Origin of the sequence: Ensifer adhaerens (assembly GCF_002007205.1) — a bacterium.
GTDB classification, from domain to species: Bacteria; Pseudomonadota; Alphaproteobacteria; order Rhizobiales; family Rhizobiaceae; genus Ensifer; species Ensifer adhaerens_D.
The window spans coordinates 132,723-152,291 of record NZ_LAZS01000008.1; the positions used below are offsets into that span (position 1 = coordinate 132,723).

Consider the following 19,569-nt stretch of genomic DNA (forward strand, 5'->3'; position numbering starts at 1 on the left):
AAAACGATCGGGGCGGTTTGCCGCCGCCCCGATCGCAGATTTGTTTGGTGCGTGCGCTGCGGCTGGGTCCAGGGCGCCGTGCGTTCATCCGAACGCACAAAGGACGCTCTAGCACTCGATTCTAGAGCATCTTTCCGCCCGCAAGTGATTCCACTTGAAGGCAGGATGCTCTAGGCCGCGCGGCTCCAGCTTTCGCGTGCGACGGCAGCTTCCAGCTTGAACTTCGCCAGCATCGTGCGCAACTGGCGGCTTTCTTCCGCAAGCGTGCCGCTGGCTGCCGTCGTCTCTTCGACCATCGCCGCGTTCTGCTGGGTCATCTGGTCCATGTGATTGACCGAGGTGTTGATTTCCTGCAGCGCGGTCGCCTGTTCGCGGGCCGCCGTTGCGATCGTGTTGACGTGGCCGCTGACATTGTTGACCAGCGTCTCGATCTCCAGCAGCGCCTCGCCGGTCGAGCGCACCAGCGACACGCCGGTCTCGACTTCAGACGCGGAGCTGTGGATCAGCGTCTTGATCTCCTTGGCGGCGTTGGCCGACCGCTGGGCAAGTTCGCGCACTTCCTGGGCGACGACGGCAAAACCGCGACCGGCCTCACCGGCGCGAGCCGCTTCGACGCCGGCGTTGAGCGCCAGAAGGTTCGTCTGGAAAGCGATCTCGTCAATCACCGAAATGATCTGGTTGATGCGGTTGGACGAATCCTCGATGCGGCCCATCGCATCGACCGCGCTGCGCACGATCGCGCCGGAGCGGCCGGCACTCTCCTTGGTGGCGCGCACCATCTCGTGCGCCTCGTTCGCCCGTTCCGAAGCAGTGCGCACGGTCGAGGTGATCTCGTCGAGTGCGGCTGCCGTTTCCTCAAGCGCTGCCGCCTGCTGCTCCGTGCGCTTCGACAGATCGTTGGCGGCGGAACTCAGTTCGGCGGAGTTGTCGTTGATGGTGCTGGCCGCCGTGCGCACGTTCTGCATGGTCGAGCGCAGCGTCACCATCGTCTGGTTGACGTTCACCTGCAACTCGGCGAAGGCGCCGTGGAACTCGCCGCGCATGGTCTGCGTCAGGTCGGCATCGGCAAGGGCCGCGATCACGCGGCGGACTTCGTTGACGGTCTGGTCGACGCTGGAGACGAGTTCGTTGACGCTCGACGCAAAGCGGTTGAGGTCGTCGTTTTCATAGTCCTTGGTGATGCGGCCGGTGAAATCGCCGGCAACGGCGGACGCGACGACGACGCTGATGTTCGACTGCAGGTCGCTGCTGCGGGCATGCAGTGCCGCTTCCTGCGCCTTCATCGCGCGCATGGCGATGCCGTTCTTGCGGAAGACTTCGACCGCACGGGCCATCTCGCCGATTTCGTCCTGGCGGGAAACGTCCGTCGCATCTCCATCGAGCTTGCCGTCGGCAAGTTCGCTCATGGTCGAGGTGAGTTCACGCACCGGCATGACGATGCCGCGGCGGGCAACGACGAGGCTGACGCCGACGCCGAAGATCACGCAGGCCGCAGCAGCTGCGGCCAGGATGGTCATCGCGACGGAGGACGAGTTGAGCGCTTCGGCGCGGGCGGCCGACAGCGCGTCGCCGGAATGGATGCTGTAGGTCTTGACCGTTGCCGTGACGGTCTTCTGGGCTTCGAGCGCCTTGTCGAGTGCGGCCTTGACTGCGCCGGCATCTGTGCCCTTGCCGGCAGCGACGGCGACCATGGCGCGGATCTCGTCGAAATAGCTGTTCAGCGTGAGGCGGATGTCGTTCAGCAGCTTGTCTTCCGCATCGTCGGCGACTGCCTCGATCTTCGTCAGGCGGCCGAGCATTTCGCCGGCGCGCTTCTCGGTCTCCGCGCCGAAGTCAGCGGCTTTTTCCGGGGCGGCGGCCAGCTGATAGGTCATGCGGCTGATGGCGATGATGTCGACGCGCAGGTCCATCGCCTCGCGCGCCGCTTCCTCACGCGCGCCGACATCGACGATCGTCGCACCGAGCGAGGAAAGGCCCCGCGCTCCGGCGAGCGCGATCAGAATGGAGGATATGCCCATGACCACGACCACGAGGCCGACCTTGGTCAAAATCGAGAGGTTCTTGAACGCCACTGCCGTGACTCCTGTGATGTCGCGATCGCGCAAATTGGGAGGACATGGTCAGCCATACCGGCGGGAGGAGGACCGGCTGTTAGCGGCACCCTGGGAGGAGGAACGGCGCGCGCACTGACCGATAACTACTTAGTAATTTCGAATTTAAATTCAGGTTAAAAAAGCGATCGCGTCTTTTCGCAGGTGCAGCACAAGTGGATGCGCATATCTCAAAAACGAAAAACGGGCGGACGATCGCTCGCCCGCCCGCAGACCACCGCAGCAGTCTTGGGAGATTTCAGTCTTTCCGGCCTATGAGCGGCCGTATCCACCGCCGGTCGGCGTCACGACGGTAAAGGCTTCGCCAGCTTCGAGCACCGTATGGGCGCAGCCCGACAGTTCTTCCGTCCGGCCGTCGTTGCGGCGAACGAGGTTGCGGCCGAGTTCACCCGGGCTGCCGCCCTTGATGCCGAAGGGCGCGACGCGGCGATGGCCGGAGAGGATCGCGAAGTCGAGCGTTTCCCGCGCTCGGATCGTGCGCTTCGTGCCGTTGCCGGCATGCCACTGGCCGCGGCCACCGGAACCGACGCGAATGTGGAAGTCTTCGAGCACCACCGGGAAGCGGGTTTCGAGGATTTCCGGATCGGTAAGACGCGAGTTGGTCATGTGCGTATGGACCGCATCGGCACCGTTGTATCCGGGACCGGCCGGCGCGCCGGAGCAGATGGTCTCGTAATACTGATAGTTGTCATTGCCGAAGGTGAGATTGTTCATCGTGCCTTGCGCGCCCGCCTGACTCTGGACGGCGCCGAACAGGCAGTTGGTGACCGCCTGGCTGACCTCGACGTTGCCGGCAACGACGGCCGCCGGATAGCGCGGCGTCAGCATCGTACCCTCGGGGATGACGATGTGGATCGGCCGCAGGCACCCGGCGTTCATCGGGATGTCTGCCTCGACAAGCACGCGGAACACGTAGAGCACCGCCGCGCGGGTGACCGGTGCCGGGGCGTTGAAGTTGTCGCCACGCTGTTCCGAGGTGCCGGTAAAATCGACCGTCGCCTCGCGCTTGTCGCGGTCGATGGTGATCTTCACCACGATGCTGCAGCCCTGGTCCATCTCGTAGGAGAATTCGCCGTCCGGCAACTGGTCAAGCACGCGGCGCACGCTTTCCGCCGCGTTGTCCTGAACGTGGCCCATATAGGCTTCGACCACGTCCTCGCCGAACTGGGCGATCATCTTCTTCAGTTCGGCGACGCCCTTTTCGTTGGCCGCAACTTGCGCCTTCAGGTCGTTGACGTTCTGCAGGATGTTGCGCACCGGATAGCGCGCGCCATTCAGAAGCGCATCGAGTTCCGCTTCGCAGAAGCGGCCGGCATCGATGAGCTTGAAGTTGTCGATATAGACGCCTTCCTCCTCGATGTTGGTGGCAAGCGGCGACATCGAACCCGGCGAAATGCCCCCGATATCGGCATGGTGGCCGCGGCTTGCGACCCAGAAGCGGATTTCCTTGCCGGCATCGTCGAAGACAGGCGTGCAGACGGTGAGGTCGGGCAGGTGCGTGCCGCCATTATAGGGCGCGTTGATCAGGAACACGTCGCCGGGCTTGATCACCGGGTTCTCGCGGATCGCGGTTGCGACTGAGGCGTCCATGGAACCCAGATGCACCGGCATGTGCGGCGCATTGGCGACGAGGTTGCCGCGGTTGTCGAAGACGGCGCAGGAGAAGTCGAGCCGCTCCTTGATGTTGACGGAATAGGCGGTGTTCTGCAGCGTCACGCCCATCTGCTCGGCGATCGACATGAACAGGTTGTTGAAGATCTCCAGCATGACCGGATCGGCATGGGTGCCGATCGCGCTCTGCTGCTGCAGCACTTTCACGCGGCGAAGCACGATATGGTCCTTGGCCGTCAGCTCCGCCTGCCAGCCGTCCTCAACGACGACGGTCTGGTTCGGTTCGATGATGATCGCCGGACCGTCGAGCCGCTGGCCGGGGCTGAGTTCGGCGCGCAGCAGGACCGGCGCATCGTGGAACTGGCCTTGCGAATAGAACTGAGTGCGGCGTGAAACGTCGGGCGTGCCTGAGGTGACGGACGCACCTTCGCGTTCCATCTGGGCCGCACCACCGCCGACCGTCTCGACTTCGACGGCGTCGATCACCAGCGCCTTGTTGTCGGCGACGAAGCCGAAGCGGCGCTTGTGCAGCTCTTCGAACTCGGCGCGCAGGCGGGCGATGTCGTCATGGTCAGGGAAGGTCGCATCGACCGCAAGCACCGTGTCGGTGCCGGCATAGCGGATATGGGCGCGCAGATGCGTGCGGATCTCGTCGCGGGCAATTCCTTGTGCTTCCAGTTCGCCGAGGCAGTCGACTTCAAGCTCGGCGCCCAGCGTGCTGAGGGCTGCCGGCGCCTTGTCGTCGAGCGCGACGCCGAGCGCCTTCTGGCGAGTCGAGCGGATATCGGCAAGCCCCATGCCATAGGCCGAGAGCAGTCCGGACATCGGATGCACGAGAATGCTCTTCATGCCGAGCTGGTCGGCAACAAGGCAGGCGTGCTGGCCGCCGGCACCGCCGAAGCAGCTCAGCGCATAGCGGGTCACGTCATAGCCGCGCTGCACGGAGATCTTCTTGATCGCCTCGACCATGTTGGCAACGGCGATGCGGATGAAACCGTCGGCCACATCCTCGGGGCTGCGGCCATCACCGATCTCGGTTGCCATGGCAGCAAAACGGCCGCGCACGGTCTCGACGTCGAGACGTTCGTCCTGGTTCGGACCAAAGAGCGCCGGGAAGAAGTCCGGCATCAGCTTGCCGAGCATGACATTGGCGTCGGTGACCGCGAGCGGGCCGCCGTTGCGGTAGCAGGCGGGGCCCGGGTTGGCGCCGGCCGAATCCGGGCCGACGCGGAAACGTTCGCCGTCGAAGTGCAGGATCGAGCCGCCGCCGGCGGCAACCGTGTGGATCAGCATCATCGGTGCGCGCACGCGCACGCCGGCAACTTCGGTCTCGAACGCCCGCTCATATTCACCATCGAAATGGGCGACGTCCGTCGAGGTGCCACCCATGTCAAAGCCGATGACGCGATCGAAGCCCGCGGCTTCGCCGGTCTTGGCGAGACCGACGACACCGCCGGCCGGGCCGGAGAGAATCGCGTCCTTGCCCTGGAACATTTCAGCCGCGGTCAGGCCGCCTGAGGACATCATGAACATGACGCGCGCGCCGGTGCGCACGATGTCGAGTTCGCCGGAGACCTGGGCGACGTAGCGGCGCAGCACCGGGGAGAGATAGGCGTCGATGACGGTGGTGTCGCCACGGCCGACATATTTGATTAGCGGCGAGACCTCGTGGCTGACCGAGACCTGCTCGAAGCCGAGTTCGCGGGCGATGCGGGCAACGGCCGCCTCATGCTCCGGATACTTGTAGGCATGCATGAAGACGATGGCGATGGCCTTGTAGCCCTTGCCTTTCAGGGCTTCGAGGGCCGCACGCGCCTTCGCCTCGTCGAGCGGCTGCTCGACGATACCGTCGGCCAGCACGCGTTCGTCGAGTTCGACGATATCCTGGTAGAGCGCTTCCGGCTTGATGATCTCGGTCGCGAAGATCTTCTTGCGCTCCTGGTAACCGATCTTCAGCGCGTCGCGGAAACCCTTGGTCGTCACCAGCGCCAAGGGCTCACCCTTGCGTTCGAGCAGCGCATTGGTGGCAACCGTCGTGCCCATGCGCACTTCGCCGATGAGGCCGGTCGGGATCGCTGCACCGGTCGCAAGGCCGAGATGCAGGCGGATGCCCTGCACGGCGGCGTCGCGATAGGCTTCCGGATTTTCCGAAAGCACCTTGCGCGCATGCAAGTTTCCTTGCGGATCGCGACCGATGACATCGGTGAAGGTGCCGCCACGGTCGATCCAGAAGTCCCAGCTGCCGGTTTCGCGTGCGCTCATTGTCCATCCCTCTCATTCGCGAGCCGCTTCATTGTGCAAGCCCGGAAATTCATCAAAGCAGTTCGTTGACAAAATGTCGATAAAATGATGACATAAAATCGTCAAGATGAGGAAGAGCTGAATGACGAAGAAGTCGGAGGAGAGCTTTAAAGGACGGGAATGGGCCGAAAATGCCCTGCCCGAACATCTAAAGCCGGTCGCGGCCATCGGCCCGATCGTTTCCTCCGCGCACCTTGCCGAAGGCGGCTCTCCCGGCCTCTCCGAGGTCGAATACGGGCTGATCCTCGCGTCGCATGCCTTTCACCGCTGGATGATGCGCTGCATGGCGGCCGCCGGCGTACCCGGTCTTTCCCCCATCGAGATCCTGATCCTGCACACGATCCGCCACCGCGATCGCGGCAAGAAACTCGCCGACATCTGTCTCGTGCTCGACATCGAGGACACCCATGTCGCGACCTATGCCATCCGCAAGCTCGAAGCCGCAGGCCTCGTGACGACGGGCAAGGAAGGCAAGGAAAAGACCATCCTGATCACCGACAAGGGGTCGGACGCCTGCACGCGCTACGCAAAAATCCGCGAGCGGCTGCTGGTCTCCTCCACCGCCAAAGCGCGTCCTTCCGAGGAGACGCTTTCCGAGATCGCCGCCGTCCTGCGTTTCATGTCGGGCGCCTATGAACAGTCCGCGCGCGCCGCGACCACACTTTAAACGAGGAAGACCGCGTGACCGTCGATACGCCTGCGCCGCTGCTCGCCGTTGAGAAGCTTTCCGTCGCCTTCAACGGCAATCCCGTCGTCGAAGACCTGAGCTTCACGGTCACGCCCGGCCGCACGCTGGCGATCGTCGGCGAATCCGGCTCCGGCAAGTCGGTGACCTCGCTGTCGATCATGCGGCTCGCCGACATGATGGGCGGCCAATTCCCGAGCGGCCGCATCCTGTTTCGCGGCAAGGACGGCGAGATAGACCTGACGAGCGCCCCGCAGAAGACGATGCGCGCCATCCGCGGCAAGGAGATCGCCATGATCTTCCAGGAGCCGATGACGTCGCTGAACCCGGTCTTCACCATCGGTGACCAGGTCGCCGAAGTGCTGATGCTGCACGAAAAGATGACGAAGGCGGAAGCCCTTGTCGAGACGCGCCGCCTGCTCGACATGGTGCGGCTGCCGGATAGCGCCGAGCTGATTGGCCGCTATCCGCACCAGCTATCCGGCGGCATGCGCCAGCGCGTCATGATCGCCATGGCGCTCGCCTGCCGGCCGAAACTGCTGATCGCGGACGAGCCGACGACGGCGCTCGACGTCACCATCCAGGCACAGATTCTGACGATCATCCGAGACCTGCAGAAGGAACTCGGCATGTCGGTGATCTTCATCACCCATGACATGGGCGTCGTCGCCGAGATGGCCGACGACGTCGTTGTCATGTGGAAGGGCCGCAAGGTCGAGGAAGGCCCGGTCGGCGAGATCTTCGCGGCACCCAAGCACCCCTACACCCAGACGCTGCTGTCCGCCGTGCCGAAGCTCGGCAGCATGACCGGCGAGGAATTCCCGAAGCGCCTGCCGCTGACCATGATGGTCGACGGCGAGCCGAAGCGCGTCGGCGAAACCCATATCCAGCGCACCGCCCGCTACGAGGCGGCACCCATTCTCTCGGTGCGCGATCTCGTCACCCGCTTCGACGTCCGCAAGAACCTCTTCGGCAAGGCGACGCATCGCGTGCACGCCATCGAGAACGTCAGCTTCGACATCTTCCCGGGCGAAACCCTTGCACTTGTCGGCGAAAGCGGTTCCGGCAAATCGACGATCGGCCGCACGATCCAGCAATTGCAGAACGCAACCTCGGGCGAGATCCTCTTCGGCGGCCGCCCGGTCTCGGCCATGAGCTATGCCGAGCGGCAGAGGCTGAAGCAGGAAATCCAGTACATCTTCCAGGACCCCTTCGCCTCGCTCGATCCACGCAAGACCGTGGGCTTCTCGATCGCCGAGCCGATCCGCACCCACGGCCTGATCCTCGGCGAAAAGGACATCGAAAAGCGCGTGCACGAACTGCTGGAGCGCGTCGGCCTGACGGCCGCGCACGCCAGGCGTTACCCGCACGAGTTCTCCGGCGGCCAGCGCCAGCGTGTCTGCATTGCCCGCGCGCTTGCCTCGCGCCCCAAGCTGATCATCGCCGACGAGGCACTTTCGGCCCTCGACGTCTCCATCCAGGCGCAGATCATCAACCTGTTCATGGAGCTGCAGGAGCAGGAAGGCCTCGCCTACCTCTTCATCAGCCATGACATGGCGGTGGTCGAGCGCATGAGCCATCGCGTTGCCGTGCTCTATCTCGGCCAGATCATGGAGTTCGGCAGCCGCCAGCAGGTGTTCGAGACGCCGTCCCATCCCTATACCCGCCGGCTGCTTTCCGCCGTCCCGGTCGCCGAGCCCGGCAAGGGTCGCGAGCGCGCCATGCTGGAAGGCGAGATCCCGAGCCCAATCCGCCGCGTCGGCGACGAACCCGCGGTGTTGCCGCGCAAAGAGATCGCCCCTGGCCATTACGTGGCCAAGGGTGCGTGAGCCGCTTTCTTTTGAAGAAGGCTGTCGAAACAGGAGTGAGTAAATGATCAACAAAAAGGGGATCCACGCCGCTTTCATCGCCCTTGCGATGGCGGGTAGTTTCATGACCGCAGGGCCGGCCTTTGCCGCCGGCACGCTGACCGTGTCTTCGCCGCAGGATCCGGGAAGCTGGGACCCGGTCGACACCTTCCTCGTCAACTGGGCGGCGGTCGCCACCAACATCTATGACGGCCTCACCTATCGCGGCCCGGACCTGAAGCTGGTTCCCGGCCTTGCGACCGCGTGGGAAGAACTCGACGGCGGCAAGCGCCTGCGCTTCACCCTGCGCGAAGGCGTCAAATTCCACAACGGCGAGCCCTTCAACGCAGAAGCGGTAAAGTTCACCTTCGACCGCCTGCTCGGCGAGGAAGGTTCGAAGGGCCCGCAGAAGTCCAACTATGCCGTGATCGAGAAGGTCGAGATCGTCGACGAGAAGACCGTCGATCTGGTTCTCAAGACCCCGGATCCGGTGCTGCTCACCAAGCTCGCCGGCTATGGCGCGATGATCGTGCCGCCGAAGTACATCAAGGAAAAGGGCGAGGACTACTTCAACGCCCATCCGGTCGGAACCGGCCCGTTCAAGTTCATCTCCTATGAGCCGAAGGTCGGCATCAAGCTCGAAGCCTTTGCCGACCACTGGGGCGGCGCGCCGAAGCTTTCGAACCTCAACTACCGCTTCATCTCGGAGCCGGCGACCGCCGTTGCCGAACTGCAGGCCGGCCGCGTCGACCTCGTCATCCCGCCGACCATTCCGATTGGCATGATCCCGACGATCCAGGACGACAGCAACCTGGAGATCGTCACCAGCGCCGGTCCGACGGTCTACGCTCTGCGCTTCAACACCCGCGACGGCATCACCAAGGACCCGAAGGTCCGCAAGGCGCTGATCCTCGGCGTCGACCGTGACACCATCATCCAGTCGATCCTCGGTGGCCAGGCTGACCCGATCGCCAGCTTCCAGGGCAAGCTCTCCTTCGGCTTCGACCCGGCGATGAAGCCGCTTCCTTACGATCCGGAACAGGCCAAGGCGCTGTTGAAGGAAGCCGGCGTTGCGCCGGGTGCGTCCGTGCAGATCGACGTTCGCGGCAACGACGCGACCTTCAACGAGGTCGTGCAGGCGATCGCGAGCTACCTGCAGCTGATCGGCATCAACGCGACGATCAAGCCCTATGAAACCAACGTTCTCCTGAACGACATCATCCCGGCCGGCAAGACCGGCGCGCTGTTCCAGCAGTCCTGGGGCGGCTGGACGCTCGACTACGACAACACCGCCTACTCGATGTACCACTCGGGCGAAAAGTGGAACCCGTACGACAAGGACGCGGAACTCGACAAGCTGCTCGAATCGCAGCGTTCGATCACCGACCAGGCAAAGCGCGAGGAGATCCTCAAGCAGATCGCCAACTACGCCGCCGAGCGTTCGCTCGAAATGCCGCTCTACAACCTCAACGCCATCTTCGGCGTGAGCAAGCGCGTCAAGAACTTCACGCCGGTTCCGGACAGCCGCCTGCGGCTGACGGACGTGACGGTCGAGTAAACAGTTCGGTCCGCCGCTCCACGAGTGAGGCGGCGGACCATCTTCTTGAGGGGCGGGTCACTTGGCCGGATTTCTGATCAAACGTTTTCTGCAGGCGGTCTTCGTCGTGTTCGTCGTGACACTGACCGTCTCCTATGCCATCCGGTTTACCGGCGACCCGGCGCTGATGCTGGCGCAGGGTGCCGGCAGCGTCACCGAGGCAGACCTCGTGCGCATCCGCGAAGGGCTCGGCCTCAACCAGCCGTTCCTCGCCCAATATGCCCAATTCATCACAGGCATGTTCACGCTCGATTTCGGCCGCTCCTTCATGGGCGGCACGCCCGTTGCGCAGCTGATCGCCTCTGCCCTGCCTGCGACCATGCTGCTTGCCTTTGCCTCGCTGATCGTCTCGATCGCGATTTCCATTCCGCTCGGCATCCGCGCCGCCGTCGCCCGCGGCAAGTGGGCCGACCAGACGATCCGCATCCTGTCGCTCGTCGGGCTTTCCTTCCCGAACTTCTGGCTGGCGATCATGCTGGTGCTGTTGTTTTCGATCGTGCTCAAATGGCTGCCGCCGAGCGGCATGGACGGCTTTGCGAGCTTCATCATGCCGGCGCTGACCATGGGCATCATCCTGACGGCGACCAATGTGCGGCTGGTGCGCACCGCGATGCTCGAAACGCTGCAGTCGCAATACATCATGGTCGCCCGCGCCAAGGGCCTCAGCGAAAACAAGGTGCTCTACAAGCACGCGCTGCGTAACTGCGCGATCCCGCTGATCACCTATTTCGGCCTGCAATTCGGCGGCCTGCTCGGCGGCATCGTCGTCGTCGAACTGGTGTTCAACTGGCCGGGCATGGGCACGCTCGCCTTCGACGCGGTCGCCTCGCGCGACTATCCCGTGCTCCAGGCGGTCATCACCGTGCTTTCGCTGATGATCGTGTTCGTCAATCTTCTGGTCGACATCGCCTATGGCCTCGTCGATCCGCGCATCCGGACGGAGTGAGCCGATGACGTCAAAGGCCGCAAACTCCCGTTTTGCCCGCTTCCGCAATCTCGAATTCATCCTCGGCGCGTTGCTTACCGGCGGCATCTGCCTCGCCGTTCTTTTCTCCGGCGTGCTCTTTCCCGGCGGCGTCGACAAGATCGACCTGATGGCGCGGCTGACCCCGCCCTTCGTCAATTGGGCGCATCCGCTCGGAACCGACCCGCTCGGCCGCGACGTGCTGGCTCGCGTCGTCGCCGGCGGCAAGATCTCGCTCCTCGTCGGTCTGACGTCGGTTGCCGGCGCCGTCGTCGTCGGCGTGGTCATGGGGCTTGTCTCCGGCTACTATCGCGGCTTCTGGGACATGATCGTCATGCGCTTTGCCGATGTGCAGCTGGCGCTTCCCTTCATCCTGCTGGCGATCACCTTCATCGCCATCGTCGGCGGCGGGCTCGGCAACACCATCATCCTGCTGATCGTGTCGCAATGGGTGCAATATGCCCGCCTCGTGCGCGGATCGGTGCTGTCGCTGCGCGAGCGCGAGTTCATCCAGTCGGCGCGCGCCATCGGCGTGCGCGACTACAAGATCCTGTTCCAGCACCTGCTGCCGAACCTGATCGGCCCGGTGATCGTGCTGATGACGCTCAACGTCGCCAACAACATCCTGCTCGAAAGCAGCCTCACCTTCCTCGGCCTCGGCGTCGATCCGCTGATCCCGAGCTGGGGCGGCATGCTCGCCGACGGCCGCACCTACCTGCAGAACGCCTGGTGGGTCAGCGTTTTCCCGGGCCTTGCGATCCTGCTCACCGTTCTCGGCCTCAATCTTCTCGGCGACTGGCTGCGCGACAGCCTCGACCCAACCGGTAGAACCTCACGATGACGACGATTTTCGAAGGCGCCTTCGAGCGCACCCTCGACACGCTTCTGACCACCTACGGCAAGGAAGCCGCCCGCGGCACCAAGCTCGAAGCCTGGCTGTTCGACGATGCCGCCAGCCGCAAGGCTGCCGAACAGAAGCTTGCAAGCTTCGGCGTCAAGGCGGCGCTTCGAAGCGCCTACAAGCCGCTGCTGCATTTCTTCCTGGAAGAGGTCGACCGTGCAGCCCTCGCAAGCGTCGTCGTCCGCTATCCCCAGCATGAAGGTGCCCCGCAGAACCGCTTCCTGCTCGAAGCCTATCCGCTCGCAGCCCTCGTCGGCGATGCCGACATCCGCTTCGAGGCCGGGAGCCAGACCGCCTTCACCTACGATGTCGCTCTGACCTTCCGTGACGGTCGACAGCAAGACCACGCCGTCTTCGCTCCGAACCACATCCACACCGACTTCATCGGTGAGACCCTGCTGTCGCCGACGGGCTGGATCCGGCTCGACGAAGGCTGCGACAAGCATCGCGAATGCCATCTGGAGACCGACTACGAGCGGCTGTTCGCCGGCACCATGCGGGCGATCGCCGATCATGCCTGGGGCAACAGCGAGCCCTATTTCGAAGAACTGAACATCCGCGTGACCCTGCCGATCACCGATTTCCGCCTGCCCGTCGGCGAGGAGGTCTTAAGCCTGCGCGAGGCGCTGCACGAGGATTTCTACTTCTCGCTGCTCGAAGTCTTCCAGAAGAAGTCCGGCCGCCCGCTCGGCGACCGTGGCCTGAAGCCCGGCCAGATCGTGCCGGAGATCGTCTTCGGCGTCGGCAGGCCGACCGTCGTCGTTGAAGCGCGGCCGTTGCAGGCGACGGATGTCGATGGAGAAACCCTGCCGCTCGACACCGCCGGGGCACCACTGACAGTGGCGCAGATCCATGCGGAACTCGCCGCCATCGACGGCCAGCCCTTCGAGGCCAAGTCCCGTGCCGGCCGACCGGTCATGGCGCGCTACCACAAGGGCACCGATGCCCCGATCATGATCAGCGGCGGACAGCATCCGAACGAGACGACCGGCATCGTCGGCGTGCTGCGCGCCGCCCAGACGCTCGCCGCCCGCGCCGCCACCCATTTCACCATCTCGCCGCTCGAAAACCCCGACGGCTATGCCGTGCACCAGCGCCTGCGCGTCGACAACCCGCTGCACATGCATCATGCCGCGCGCTACACCGCACTTGGCGACGATCTCGAATACCGCACCGGTGCAGCACTCAACGAGCGCGAGATCCGCAAGGAGGCCGAGCGGCTGACAGGCGCACAGTTGCACGTCAACCTGCACGGCTATCCCTCGCATGAATGGACCCGGCCGCTTTCGGGCTACGTACCGCGCGGCTTTGCCATGTGGACCCTGCCCAAGGGCTTCTTCCTGATCATGCGCCATCATGCCGAATGGGAAGCGCGGGCCGAACAGTTGATCGAGGAAGTCACCGAGCGGCTTGCGGCCGTTCCGGGCCTGCTCGCCTATAACGACGCCCAGATCGCGCTCTACGAGACCCATGCCGGCGAAACCGGCTTCCGCATCATCAACGGCTTCCCCTGCATGATCTCCGTCGACGACCGCCACACGGCACCGCTGACGCTGATCACCGAATATCCCGACGAGACCATCTACGGCGATGCCTTCATTGCCGGTCATGAGGCTCAGAAGGAAACCGTGCTTGCGGCCTATGATGCCTTCCAACGGATCATGGCTGTCTCCTGATATCGGGCCTTCGCCGCGACAACCGCCTTCTGCCGCCATTCGCCCGTTTTGCCTCGGACGTTCCATGTTTTCTCCCGAACCTATTCATAGGGCGGGAGAGCATGGGCCGGGCGTTGCCTAGCGGCTGCCACGCTACGGCCTCCGACCGAACGGTTCCTTCCATCGGGTGCACGGCGCCACAACCGATGGCATGGCTTATTTCTGGGTATAAACACAACCTCGCCGAGAAGAATCAGCCCCCTCGCCATTGACGCCCGCGCAGGAATGCCGGAGAGGCAATCACCTGAGATTATTGGGTTATTTCCGAAGTTCGAAATATACGGGCAAGCATATCGCGGGGGCGAAAAACGACATGAACATGCTGAAAGAAGCTCGGCAATCGCTGATTGAGGGCATCTCCAACCGTCAGTTTGTGAGGCTGGCCAACGGCACAAGCGCTCTGAAGGGCTACAAACATCGCATCGCGATGAACGACAACGACAGAATGATCACACTGACGGACGGCGAAAGCGAACTGCGGATCTGCCGGCGCGACCGTCTCTGGCTTTACAAGCGCGGCATCCAGCCGCGCATGAAGCAACTGTCGGAATCATACCTGCTGCACCGTATCACGGGTCCCCTTGAAGGCGCCTTTATCGACTGCGGCGCCAATATCGGCGAGCTTGGCGCCTACAGCCGAGCCAAGGGCCTGGAATACCATGCCTTCGAACCGGAAAACCTGGAGGCGGATTGCTGCGATCGCAACAACTTCGGCGGCAGACGCGGAACAAACCGCTTCGGGCTATGGTCCAGTGACGGCGAACTGACCTTCTACTCGAAGCCCGGCACGGCGGACGGATCGCTGTTCGAAACCGAGGCCTATGTCGACCAGTTCAAGATCCAGGTGCGAAGCCTCGACAGCTATGCCGCCGAAGTCGGCCTCAAGAAGGTTGCCGTCCTGAAGATCGAGGCCGAAGGTGCCGAGCCGGAAATTCTGACCGGAGCCTATGAAACGCTGAAGTCGACCACCTATGTCACCGTCGACTGCGGCTTCGAGAAAGGCGTCAAGAAGGAGAGCACGCTGGTCCCCGTGTTCAACATCCTGCTGGAGGCGGGGTTCGAAGCAGTGGAGTGGAACCCGCAGCGTGTGACCGCGCTGTTCAAGGCGAAATCCCGCTAGCATATCGCCGTCCCGTTGCGGATCGCCGGCCCCAAACGCCGGCGATCCGAGTCCGTCCGCAACGCCAAGGCCGGGTGCGGACGGATCGTTCAGGGCCTGCACAGCGCCCCAAACCGAATACGGTAAAGCCCGGCAAGGGCGCATTGCCGTGCCACAACATCTCCCGCTAGAACCAGCACGGGCCGCGCAGACACAGGCGCCGCAACGTTGCTGCAATCCTGCTCGACCAGATGTGGCGCAACGTTCAACGTATTCGGAGACCTTCAATGCGCCTGCTCCTTGTGGAGGACGAGCTGGAAATGGCGGCCGCGCTCGGTGCCGCGCTCGGCCGCTACGACATGATCCTGGACCATGCGCCGACGCTCGACCACGCGATGGCGGCGCTCGCCAATCATGTGCATGACGGCATCATCCTTGACCGGCAGTTGCCGGATGGCGACGGGCTCTCGCTGATCCCGCGCGTCCGCGCGCTCAAATCGGGAATTCCGGTCATCGTGCTCACGGCGCGCGGCGCTGTCGATGAGCGGGTCCGGGGCCTGGACATGGGCGCCGACGATTATCTCGCCAAGCCCTTTGCCGTCGAGGAACTCCTGGCGCGGATCCGCGCGCTGATGCGACGTTCGCCCGATATTGCGCCGATTACCGCACGTATCGGCAATCTCGTGTTCGATTTCGATGGCAGGCAGGCAAGCGTCAACGGGCGGATCCTCGACCTTCCGCGGCGGGAACTGCTGGTCCTGGAGGCACTGGCGCGCCGCCAGGGCCGCACGGTCCAGCGCTCGACACTGGAAGAATCGGTCTACGGCTATGACGACGAAATCCAGTCCAATTCGCTTGATGCCCATGTGTCGCGATTGCGCCGGAAGCTCTCGGAAACGGGCGCCGGCGTGGAGATCCACAGCATCCGCGGCGTCGGCTACCTCCTGAGACCTTCCCTATGAGCCGTCCCGCGAACTCCCTGAAGAAGCGGCTGATCTGGCAGATCCTCGTCTTCCAGGTGGTGCTCTTGAGTGCCGTCATCGCCGGTTTCATGGCCTTGATCATCCGCGCCGATCTTGGCGGCAAGATCCTCGACGCCGATGCGGCGTCGATTGCGGCCGGCGCCGTCCGGCCCGCGCCGGGAGGTGGATTGACAATCGTCGAAACGCCCGAGTTGAAGGCGATGCGCAGCGCCTCCCCCGATTTCTGGTTCGTCGCGAGAGACGAGCGGGGCGAGATGATCCGGAGCGGGCCGGTCCCGGACGCCTACCGAAGCATCAGCGAACATCTCGATCGCGTGACTTACGGCGATATCCGCGATGCCGCCGAACCCTATACGCTCTCCGCGGTCATCCGCACCGTCACCACCGACAACGGCACCTACACCGTCCTCAGCGGCGCGGGCCGCCTGTGGAGCGCCCTCTTCGCAGTGTTCTTCCTGATGAACCTGCTGCTCTTGCCGATCGTGCTGATCGTCGTCCTCATCCCGGCCTTTGCCATCCCGATCATCGTCAGGCGCGCCTTCTCCGGTCTTGCCGAAATGGTGGACCAGGCCCAGAAGATCGATGTCGAGCGGCGCGGCGCGCGGCTGCCCGATCACCGCATTCCCGGCGAAGTCCTGCCGCTCGTCGAGGCCTTCAACGGCGCGCTGCAGCGGCTCGACGAGGGATATGAACGCCGGCAGCGTTTCATCCTCGACGCCGCACACGAACTGAGGACGCCGGTCGCGATCCTGCAGACCCGCCTGGAAAGCATGGATGCCGGCCCCTTGCGCAACCGGCTGCTGATCGATTCCAACCGCATTGCCGGGCTCGCCGAACAGTTGCTTGACCTCGAACGCATCGACCGCGACGGCGCGGATTTTGGCCAGATCGACCTGGTGGCGCTCTGCCGCGACGTGACGGCCGATCTCGCTCCGCTTGCGCTTTCGGCCGGCTGCGAGCTTTCCTTCGCCCCGGGCACGGAGCGTGTCGTCGTGCGCGGCGACACCGGCGCCATCGAGCGGGCGGTTACCAACCTCGTGCGCAACGCCATCGAACACGCCGGCGGCCTGATCACGATCCGGGTGGAGCGCGGCGGCGTCATCGAAGTCACCGACGAGGGCCCGGGCATTCCGGAACGCGAACGCGAGCGGATCTTCGAACCGTTCCATCGCCTGCAGCCGCGGGACCATGGCGCCGGGCTCGGGTTGCATCTGGTCAGCGAAATCATCGGCCGGCACAAGGGCCACATCTCGGTTGTCGATGATCCCTCGGGCGGCGCGTGCTTCCGTATAAGCTTGCCCGCCGGCTAAGCCCATAAGTATGGTTAACATGCAATTAACAACAAAATCAGCAACTTAGTCAAGTTGCGCAATGTTGATGCAATCCGTGAGGCCGACAAAGGCGATGTACCGTCCAAACATCGCCCTCCCGCCCCCAAGGTGAAACGGGCATGGCAAGACGCAAGCGCCATGACGGCGCGTTTCCTATCCACGGAGCAAGAAAATGCGGCAATCGAGCAAGTTTTCCATCCAGTCGGGTCTCACCCTCCTGGCCCTCTTCGGCGCACAGCCGTCCCAGGCGGCTGATTTCTCCGCGCCCACCTACCAGGATCCGCCGGCCTTCAGCTGGAGCGGCGCCTATGTCGGTGCCCATGGCGGCCTTGGCTTTACCGGCAGCCCCAACCCCTTCGCCGACCGCAATGGCGTCGCGCTCGGCGTCCAGGCCGGCTACAACATGCAGGCCGGCCCCGGCATCGTCGGTGCGGAAATCGAGGGCTCCTATCTCGGCGACACCGAACACAAGGTCAACGGCGGCAAGCTCAAGGAGAAATGGCGCGGCGCCATCAAGGCGAAGGCGGGTCTCACCTTCGACCAGACGCTCGTCTACGGTACGGCGGGTTACGCCATGACCAGCTACAAGAAGGCTGGCGGCGTACAGAAGGACGTCGGGTTCAAGGGCGGCTACCTGCTCGGCGCCGGCGTAGAGCAGGCCTTTGCCGGCGGCCTCTCTGCCAAGCTCGAATACAACTACATCACGACACCCGATGTCCGCACCCACACGAGCTCAGGCTCCAGCGAAAAGGACATCAACAGCCACGTCATCAAGGCCGGCATCAACATGCGTTTCTGACGGGTCCGGCGGTTTGCGGCGGCGTGGTGATGTTCCTCCCGGCAGCACCTCCGCCCAGCCGATGCCCTTGCCCGGATCACTCCGCCGCTTGCCTCTCCGATCGCTCGGGCGTCGCCAGCCGGCGCCAGATCGGCGCCATGGCAGCGGCGATCTCGCTGTAAAGCGTAAAGCGCCTGTGATAGTGCGCGGCAAGCGCCGGGTTCGGCCGGTAGTGGCGTTCGGTCTTGACCATCGCCGCGGCACCGGCGGCAATGTCGGCGAAAAGGCCGATGCCGGCGCCCGCCGTGATCGCCGCGCCGAGCGCGCCCGTTTCGCGTGAACGGGCGACCGTTACCGGCACATCAAGCACGTCGGCAAAGATCTGCGGCCAGATCAGGCTACGCGATCCGCCGCCGGAGAGCACCGCCTCGTCGAAACGCGCACCGGCGGAACGCAGCGCCGCGATGTGCTGGCGATGGCCGAAGGCGACGCCTTCGAGCACGGCGCGCACCAGATGGCCCTTCGTGTGCCAACCGGCAATGCCGTAGAAACCGGCTCGCGCGTTGCCATCCTGCTGCGCGCCGTAGAGGAACGGATGGTAGAGCGGATCGTTCGCCGCCGGCATAATCTCAGCCGCGAGCTGGCAGCAGAGATCGAAGGGCGAACGGCCGTCCTTGCCGTCGTGCGGGAAGAGTTCGCGCACCAGCCATTCGAGATTGGCCGCCGACGTGGCGCTCGCCTCGATCGCCATGTAGCGCTTGCGGTCGAAGGTCGACGACATGAAGATCGGGCGAGAGAGATCAGGCTGGTCGATGATCACCTGGTTGATGCTCCAGGTCCCGGCGATGATCGAGGCAGCACCGGTCTTGGTGACGCCCGAGCCGATCGCCGAGGCGACTACGTCGAAGAGACCGCCGACAACCGGCGTGCCGGCCGCCAGCCCCGTTTGCGCCGCCGCGTCTTCGGTAACCGTGCCGACGATATCGGCGCTCTCGGCGAGATTGGGCAGCAGGTCCATGTCATCGCCGAGGCCATAGGCCTTCATTAATGCCGCATCGTAACGCCGACCGGCGACGTCGAGCAGGCCCGCACCACTCATGTCCGAAACGTCACTGACGCGCGCACCGGTCAATCGGTTGACGACGAAGTCCTTGCAGAGAAACACCGTGCCGACCTTCGCAAAGAGTTCGGGGCGATGCCGTTTCAGCCAGGCAAGCAGCGTCGGCGTCTGGGAGGGCCAGGGCTTCTGTCCGGCGATCGGATAGGTTCGCTCGCCGACGCCTTCGGCCAGCCAGTCCTCGACGAGGCCGGCGGCACGGGTATCGAGCGACTGAATGCCGACGAGCGGCTCACCGCTTCGATCCAGTGCATAGAGACCGTTGCCGTGCCCGGCACAGCCGATCGCGGCGATTTCGCTGGCATCAATGCCGGCGCGCTCGATGCAGGCGCGGATAACCACCTTGGCATGGCTCCACAGCTCGCCGAGCCCGCGCTCGACATGGCCCGGCATCGGCACCTGGCTATGCCCTTCCTCCGCGGCCATCGCGATCTCGTTGCCGTCACGATCAAAAAGCACCGCCTTGATCACGGTGTTCCCGGCGTCGATCCCGAGCAGATACTTTCCCATAGGCGAACCCCTCCCAAGG

At 64.1% G+C, this 19,569-nt stretch carries 13 protein-coding genes; 10 read left to right on the forward strand and 3 right to left on the reverse strand.

Annotated elements, in window-relative coordinates:
- Positions 1 to 170: 170 nt before the first annotated feature.
- Together XB14_RS18925 and XB14_RS18930 are read right to left on the reverse strand one after the other, a co-directional pair.
- Positions 171 to 2,072 (reverse strand): methyl-accepting chemotaxis protein, encoded by a 1,902-nt coding sequence (locus XB14_RS18925; protein WP_077963150.1) that lies wholly within the window; start codon positions 2,070 to 2,072, stop codon positions 171 to 173.
- 291 nt (positions 2,073 to 2,363) lie between these two features.
- A complete protein-coding gene (locus tag XB14_RS18930) occupies positions 2,364 to 5,984 on the reverse strand; it encodes a hydantoinase B/oxoprolinase family protein (protein ID WP_077963151.1) in 3,621 nt (1,206 codons plus the stop codon).
- A gap of 121 nt (positions 5,985 to 6,105) precedes the next feature.
- Between XB14_RS18930 and XB14_RS18935 the strand changes: the two genes are divergently transcribed.
- The 10 genes from XB14_RS18935 (at position 6,106) to XB14_RS18980 (ending at position 17,944) form a co-directional block, all read left to right on the forward strand.
- A complete protein-coding gene (locus XB14_RS18935; RefSeq protein WP_077963152.1) occupies positions 6,106 to 6,690 on the forward strand; it encodes a winged helix DNA-binding protein in 585 nt (194 codons plus the stop codon).
- Positions 6,691 to 6,704: 14 nt separating this feature from the next.
- Positions 6,705 to 8,537, forward strand: coding sequence for a dipeptide ABC transporter ATP-binding protein (locus tag XB14_RS18940; RefSeq protein WP_077963153.1), 1,833 nt, complete (start codon positions 6,705 to 6,707; stop codon positions 8,535 to 8,537).
- A gap of 88 nt (positions 8,538 to 8,625) precedes the next feature.
- Complete coding sequence (locus XB14_RS18945; RefSeq protein ID WP_419178610.1) at positions 8,626 to 10,113, forward strand: ABC transporter substrate-binding protein; 1,488 nt, start codon at positions 8,626 to 8,628, stop codon at positions 10,111 to 10,113.
- Positions 10,114 to 10,174: 61 nt separating this feature from the next.
- Entirely contained in the window at positions 10,175 to 11,098 is a 924-nt protein-coding gene (locus XB14_RS18950; protein ID WP_077963155.1) for an ABC transporter permease, read from the forward strand.
- 4 nt (positions 11,099 to 11,102) lie between these two features.
- Complete coding sequence (locus XB14_RS18955; protein ID WP_077963156.1) at positions 11,103 to 11,957, forward strand: ABC transporter permease; 855 nt, start codon at positions 11,103 to 11,105, stop codon at positions 11,955 to 11,957.
- Positions 11,954 to 13,693 carry a M14 family metallopeptidase gene (locus XB14_RS18960; RefSeq protein ID WP_077963157.1) on the forward strand — a complete coding sequence of 580 codons (1,740 nt, stop codon included), beginning with the start codon at positions 11,954 to 11,956 and terminating at the stop codon, positions 13,691 to 13,693. The genes XB14_RS18955 and XB14_RS18960 overlap by 4 nt, the downstream gene beginning before the upstream one ends.
- Before the next feature lie 352 nt (positions 13,694 to 14,045).
- Entirely contained in the window at positions 14,046 to 14,852 is an 807-nt protein-coding gene (locus tag XB14_RS18965; RefSeq protein ID WP_077963158.1) for an FkbM family methyltransferase, read from the forward strand.
- 266 nt (positions 14,853 to 15,118) lie between these two features.
- The gene (locus tag XB14_RS18970; RefSeq protein WP_077963159.1) at positions 15,119 to 15,793 is read left to right on the forward strand and encodes a response regulator transcription factor; all 675 of its coding nucleotides are present in this window, start codon (positions 15,119 to 15,121) and stop codon (positions 15,791 to 15,793) included.
- Complete coding sequence (locus XB14_RS18975) at positions 15,790 to 17,124, forward strand: sensor histidine kinase (protein WP_077963160.1); 1,335 nt, start codon at positions 15,790 to 15,792, stop codon at positions 17,122 to 17,124. Before XB14_RS18970 ends, XB14_RS18975 begins: the two co-directional genes overlap by 4 nt.
- Before the next feature lie 193 nt (positions 17,125 to 17,317).
- The gene (locus XB14_RS18980; RefSeq protein WP_077963161.1) at positions 17,318 to 17,944 is read left to right on the forward strand and encodes an outer membrane protein; all 627 of its coding nucleotides are present in this window, start codon (positions 17,318 to 17,320) and stop codon (positions 17,942 to 17,944) included.
- 76 nt (positions 17,945 to 18,020) lie between these two features.
- Here the strand turns inward: XB14_RS18980 and XB14_RS18985 are convergent, their stop codons facing one another.
- Positions 18,021 to 19,550, reverse strand: a complete 1,530-nt coding sequence (locus tag XB14_RS18985; RefSeq protein WP_077963162.1) for an FGGY-family carbohydrate kinase — start codon at positions 19,548 to 19,550, stop codon at positions 18,021 to 18,023.
- Between the last annotated feature and the right edge of the window lie 19 nt (positions 19,551 to 19,569).

Bases quoted from the DNA above. Each gene is read 5' to 3' on its own strand.
- XB14_RS18930 (WP_077963151.1), bottom strand. From the start codon at position 5,984: ATGAGCGCACGCGAAACCGGCAGCTGGGACTTCTGGATCGACCGTGGC.
- XB14_RS18935 (WP_077963152.1), top strand. From the start codon at position 6,106: ATGACGAAGAAGTCGGAGGAGAGCTTTAAAGGACGGGAATGGGCCGAA.
- XB14_RS18945 (WP_419178610.1), top strand. From the start codon at position 8,626: ATGGCGGGTAGTTTCATGACCGCAGGGCCGGCCTTTGCCGCCGGCACG.
- XB14_RS18955 (WP_077963156.1), top strand. From the start codon at position 11,103: ATGACGTCAAAGGCCGCAAACTCCCGTTTTGCCCGCTTCCGCAATCTC.
- XB14_RS18960 (WP_077963157.1), top strand. From the start codon at position 11,954: ATGACGACGATTTTCGAAGGCGCCTTCGAGCGCACCCTCGACACGCTT.
- XB14_RS18965 (WP_077963158.1), top strand. From the start codon at position 14,046: ATGAACATGCTGAAAGAAGCTCGGCAATCGCTGATTGAGGGCATCTCC.
- XB14_RS18970 (WP_077963159.1), top strand. From the start codon at position 15,119: ATGCGCCTGCTCCTTGTGGAGGACGAGCTGGAAATGGCGGCCGCGCTC.
- XB14_RS18975 (WP_077963160.1), top strand. From the start codon at position 15,790: ATGAGCCGTCCCGCGAACTCCCTGAAGAAGCGGCTGATCTGGCAGATC.
- XB14_RS18980 (WP_077963161.1), top strand. From the start codon at position 17,318: ATGCGGCAATCGAGCAAGTTTTCCATCCAGTCGGGTCTCACCCTCCTG.
- XB14_RS18985 (WP_077963162.1), bottom strand. From the start codon at position 19,550: ATGGGAAAGTATCTGCTCGGGATCGACGCCGGGAACACCGTGATCAAG.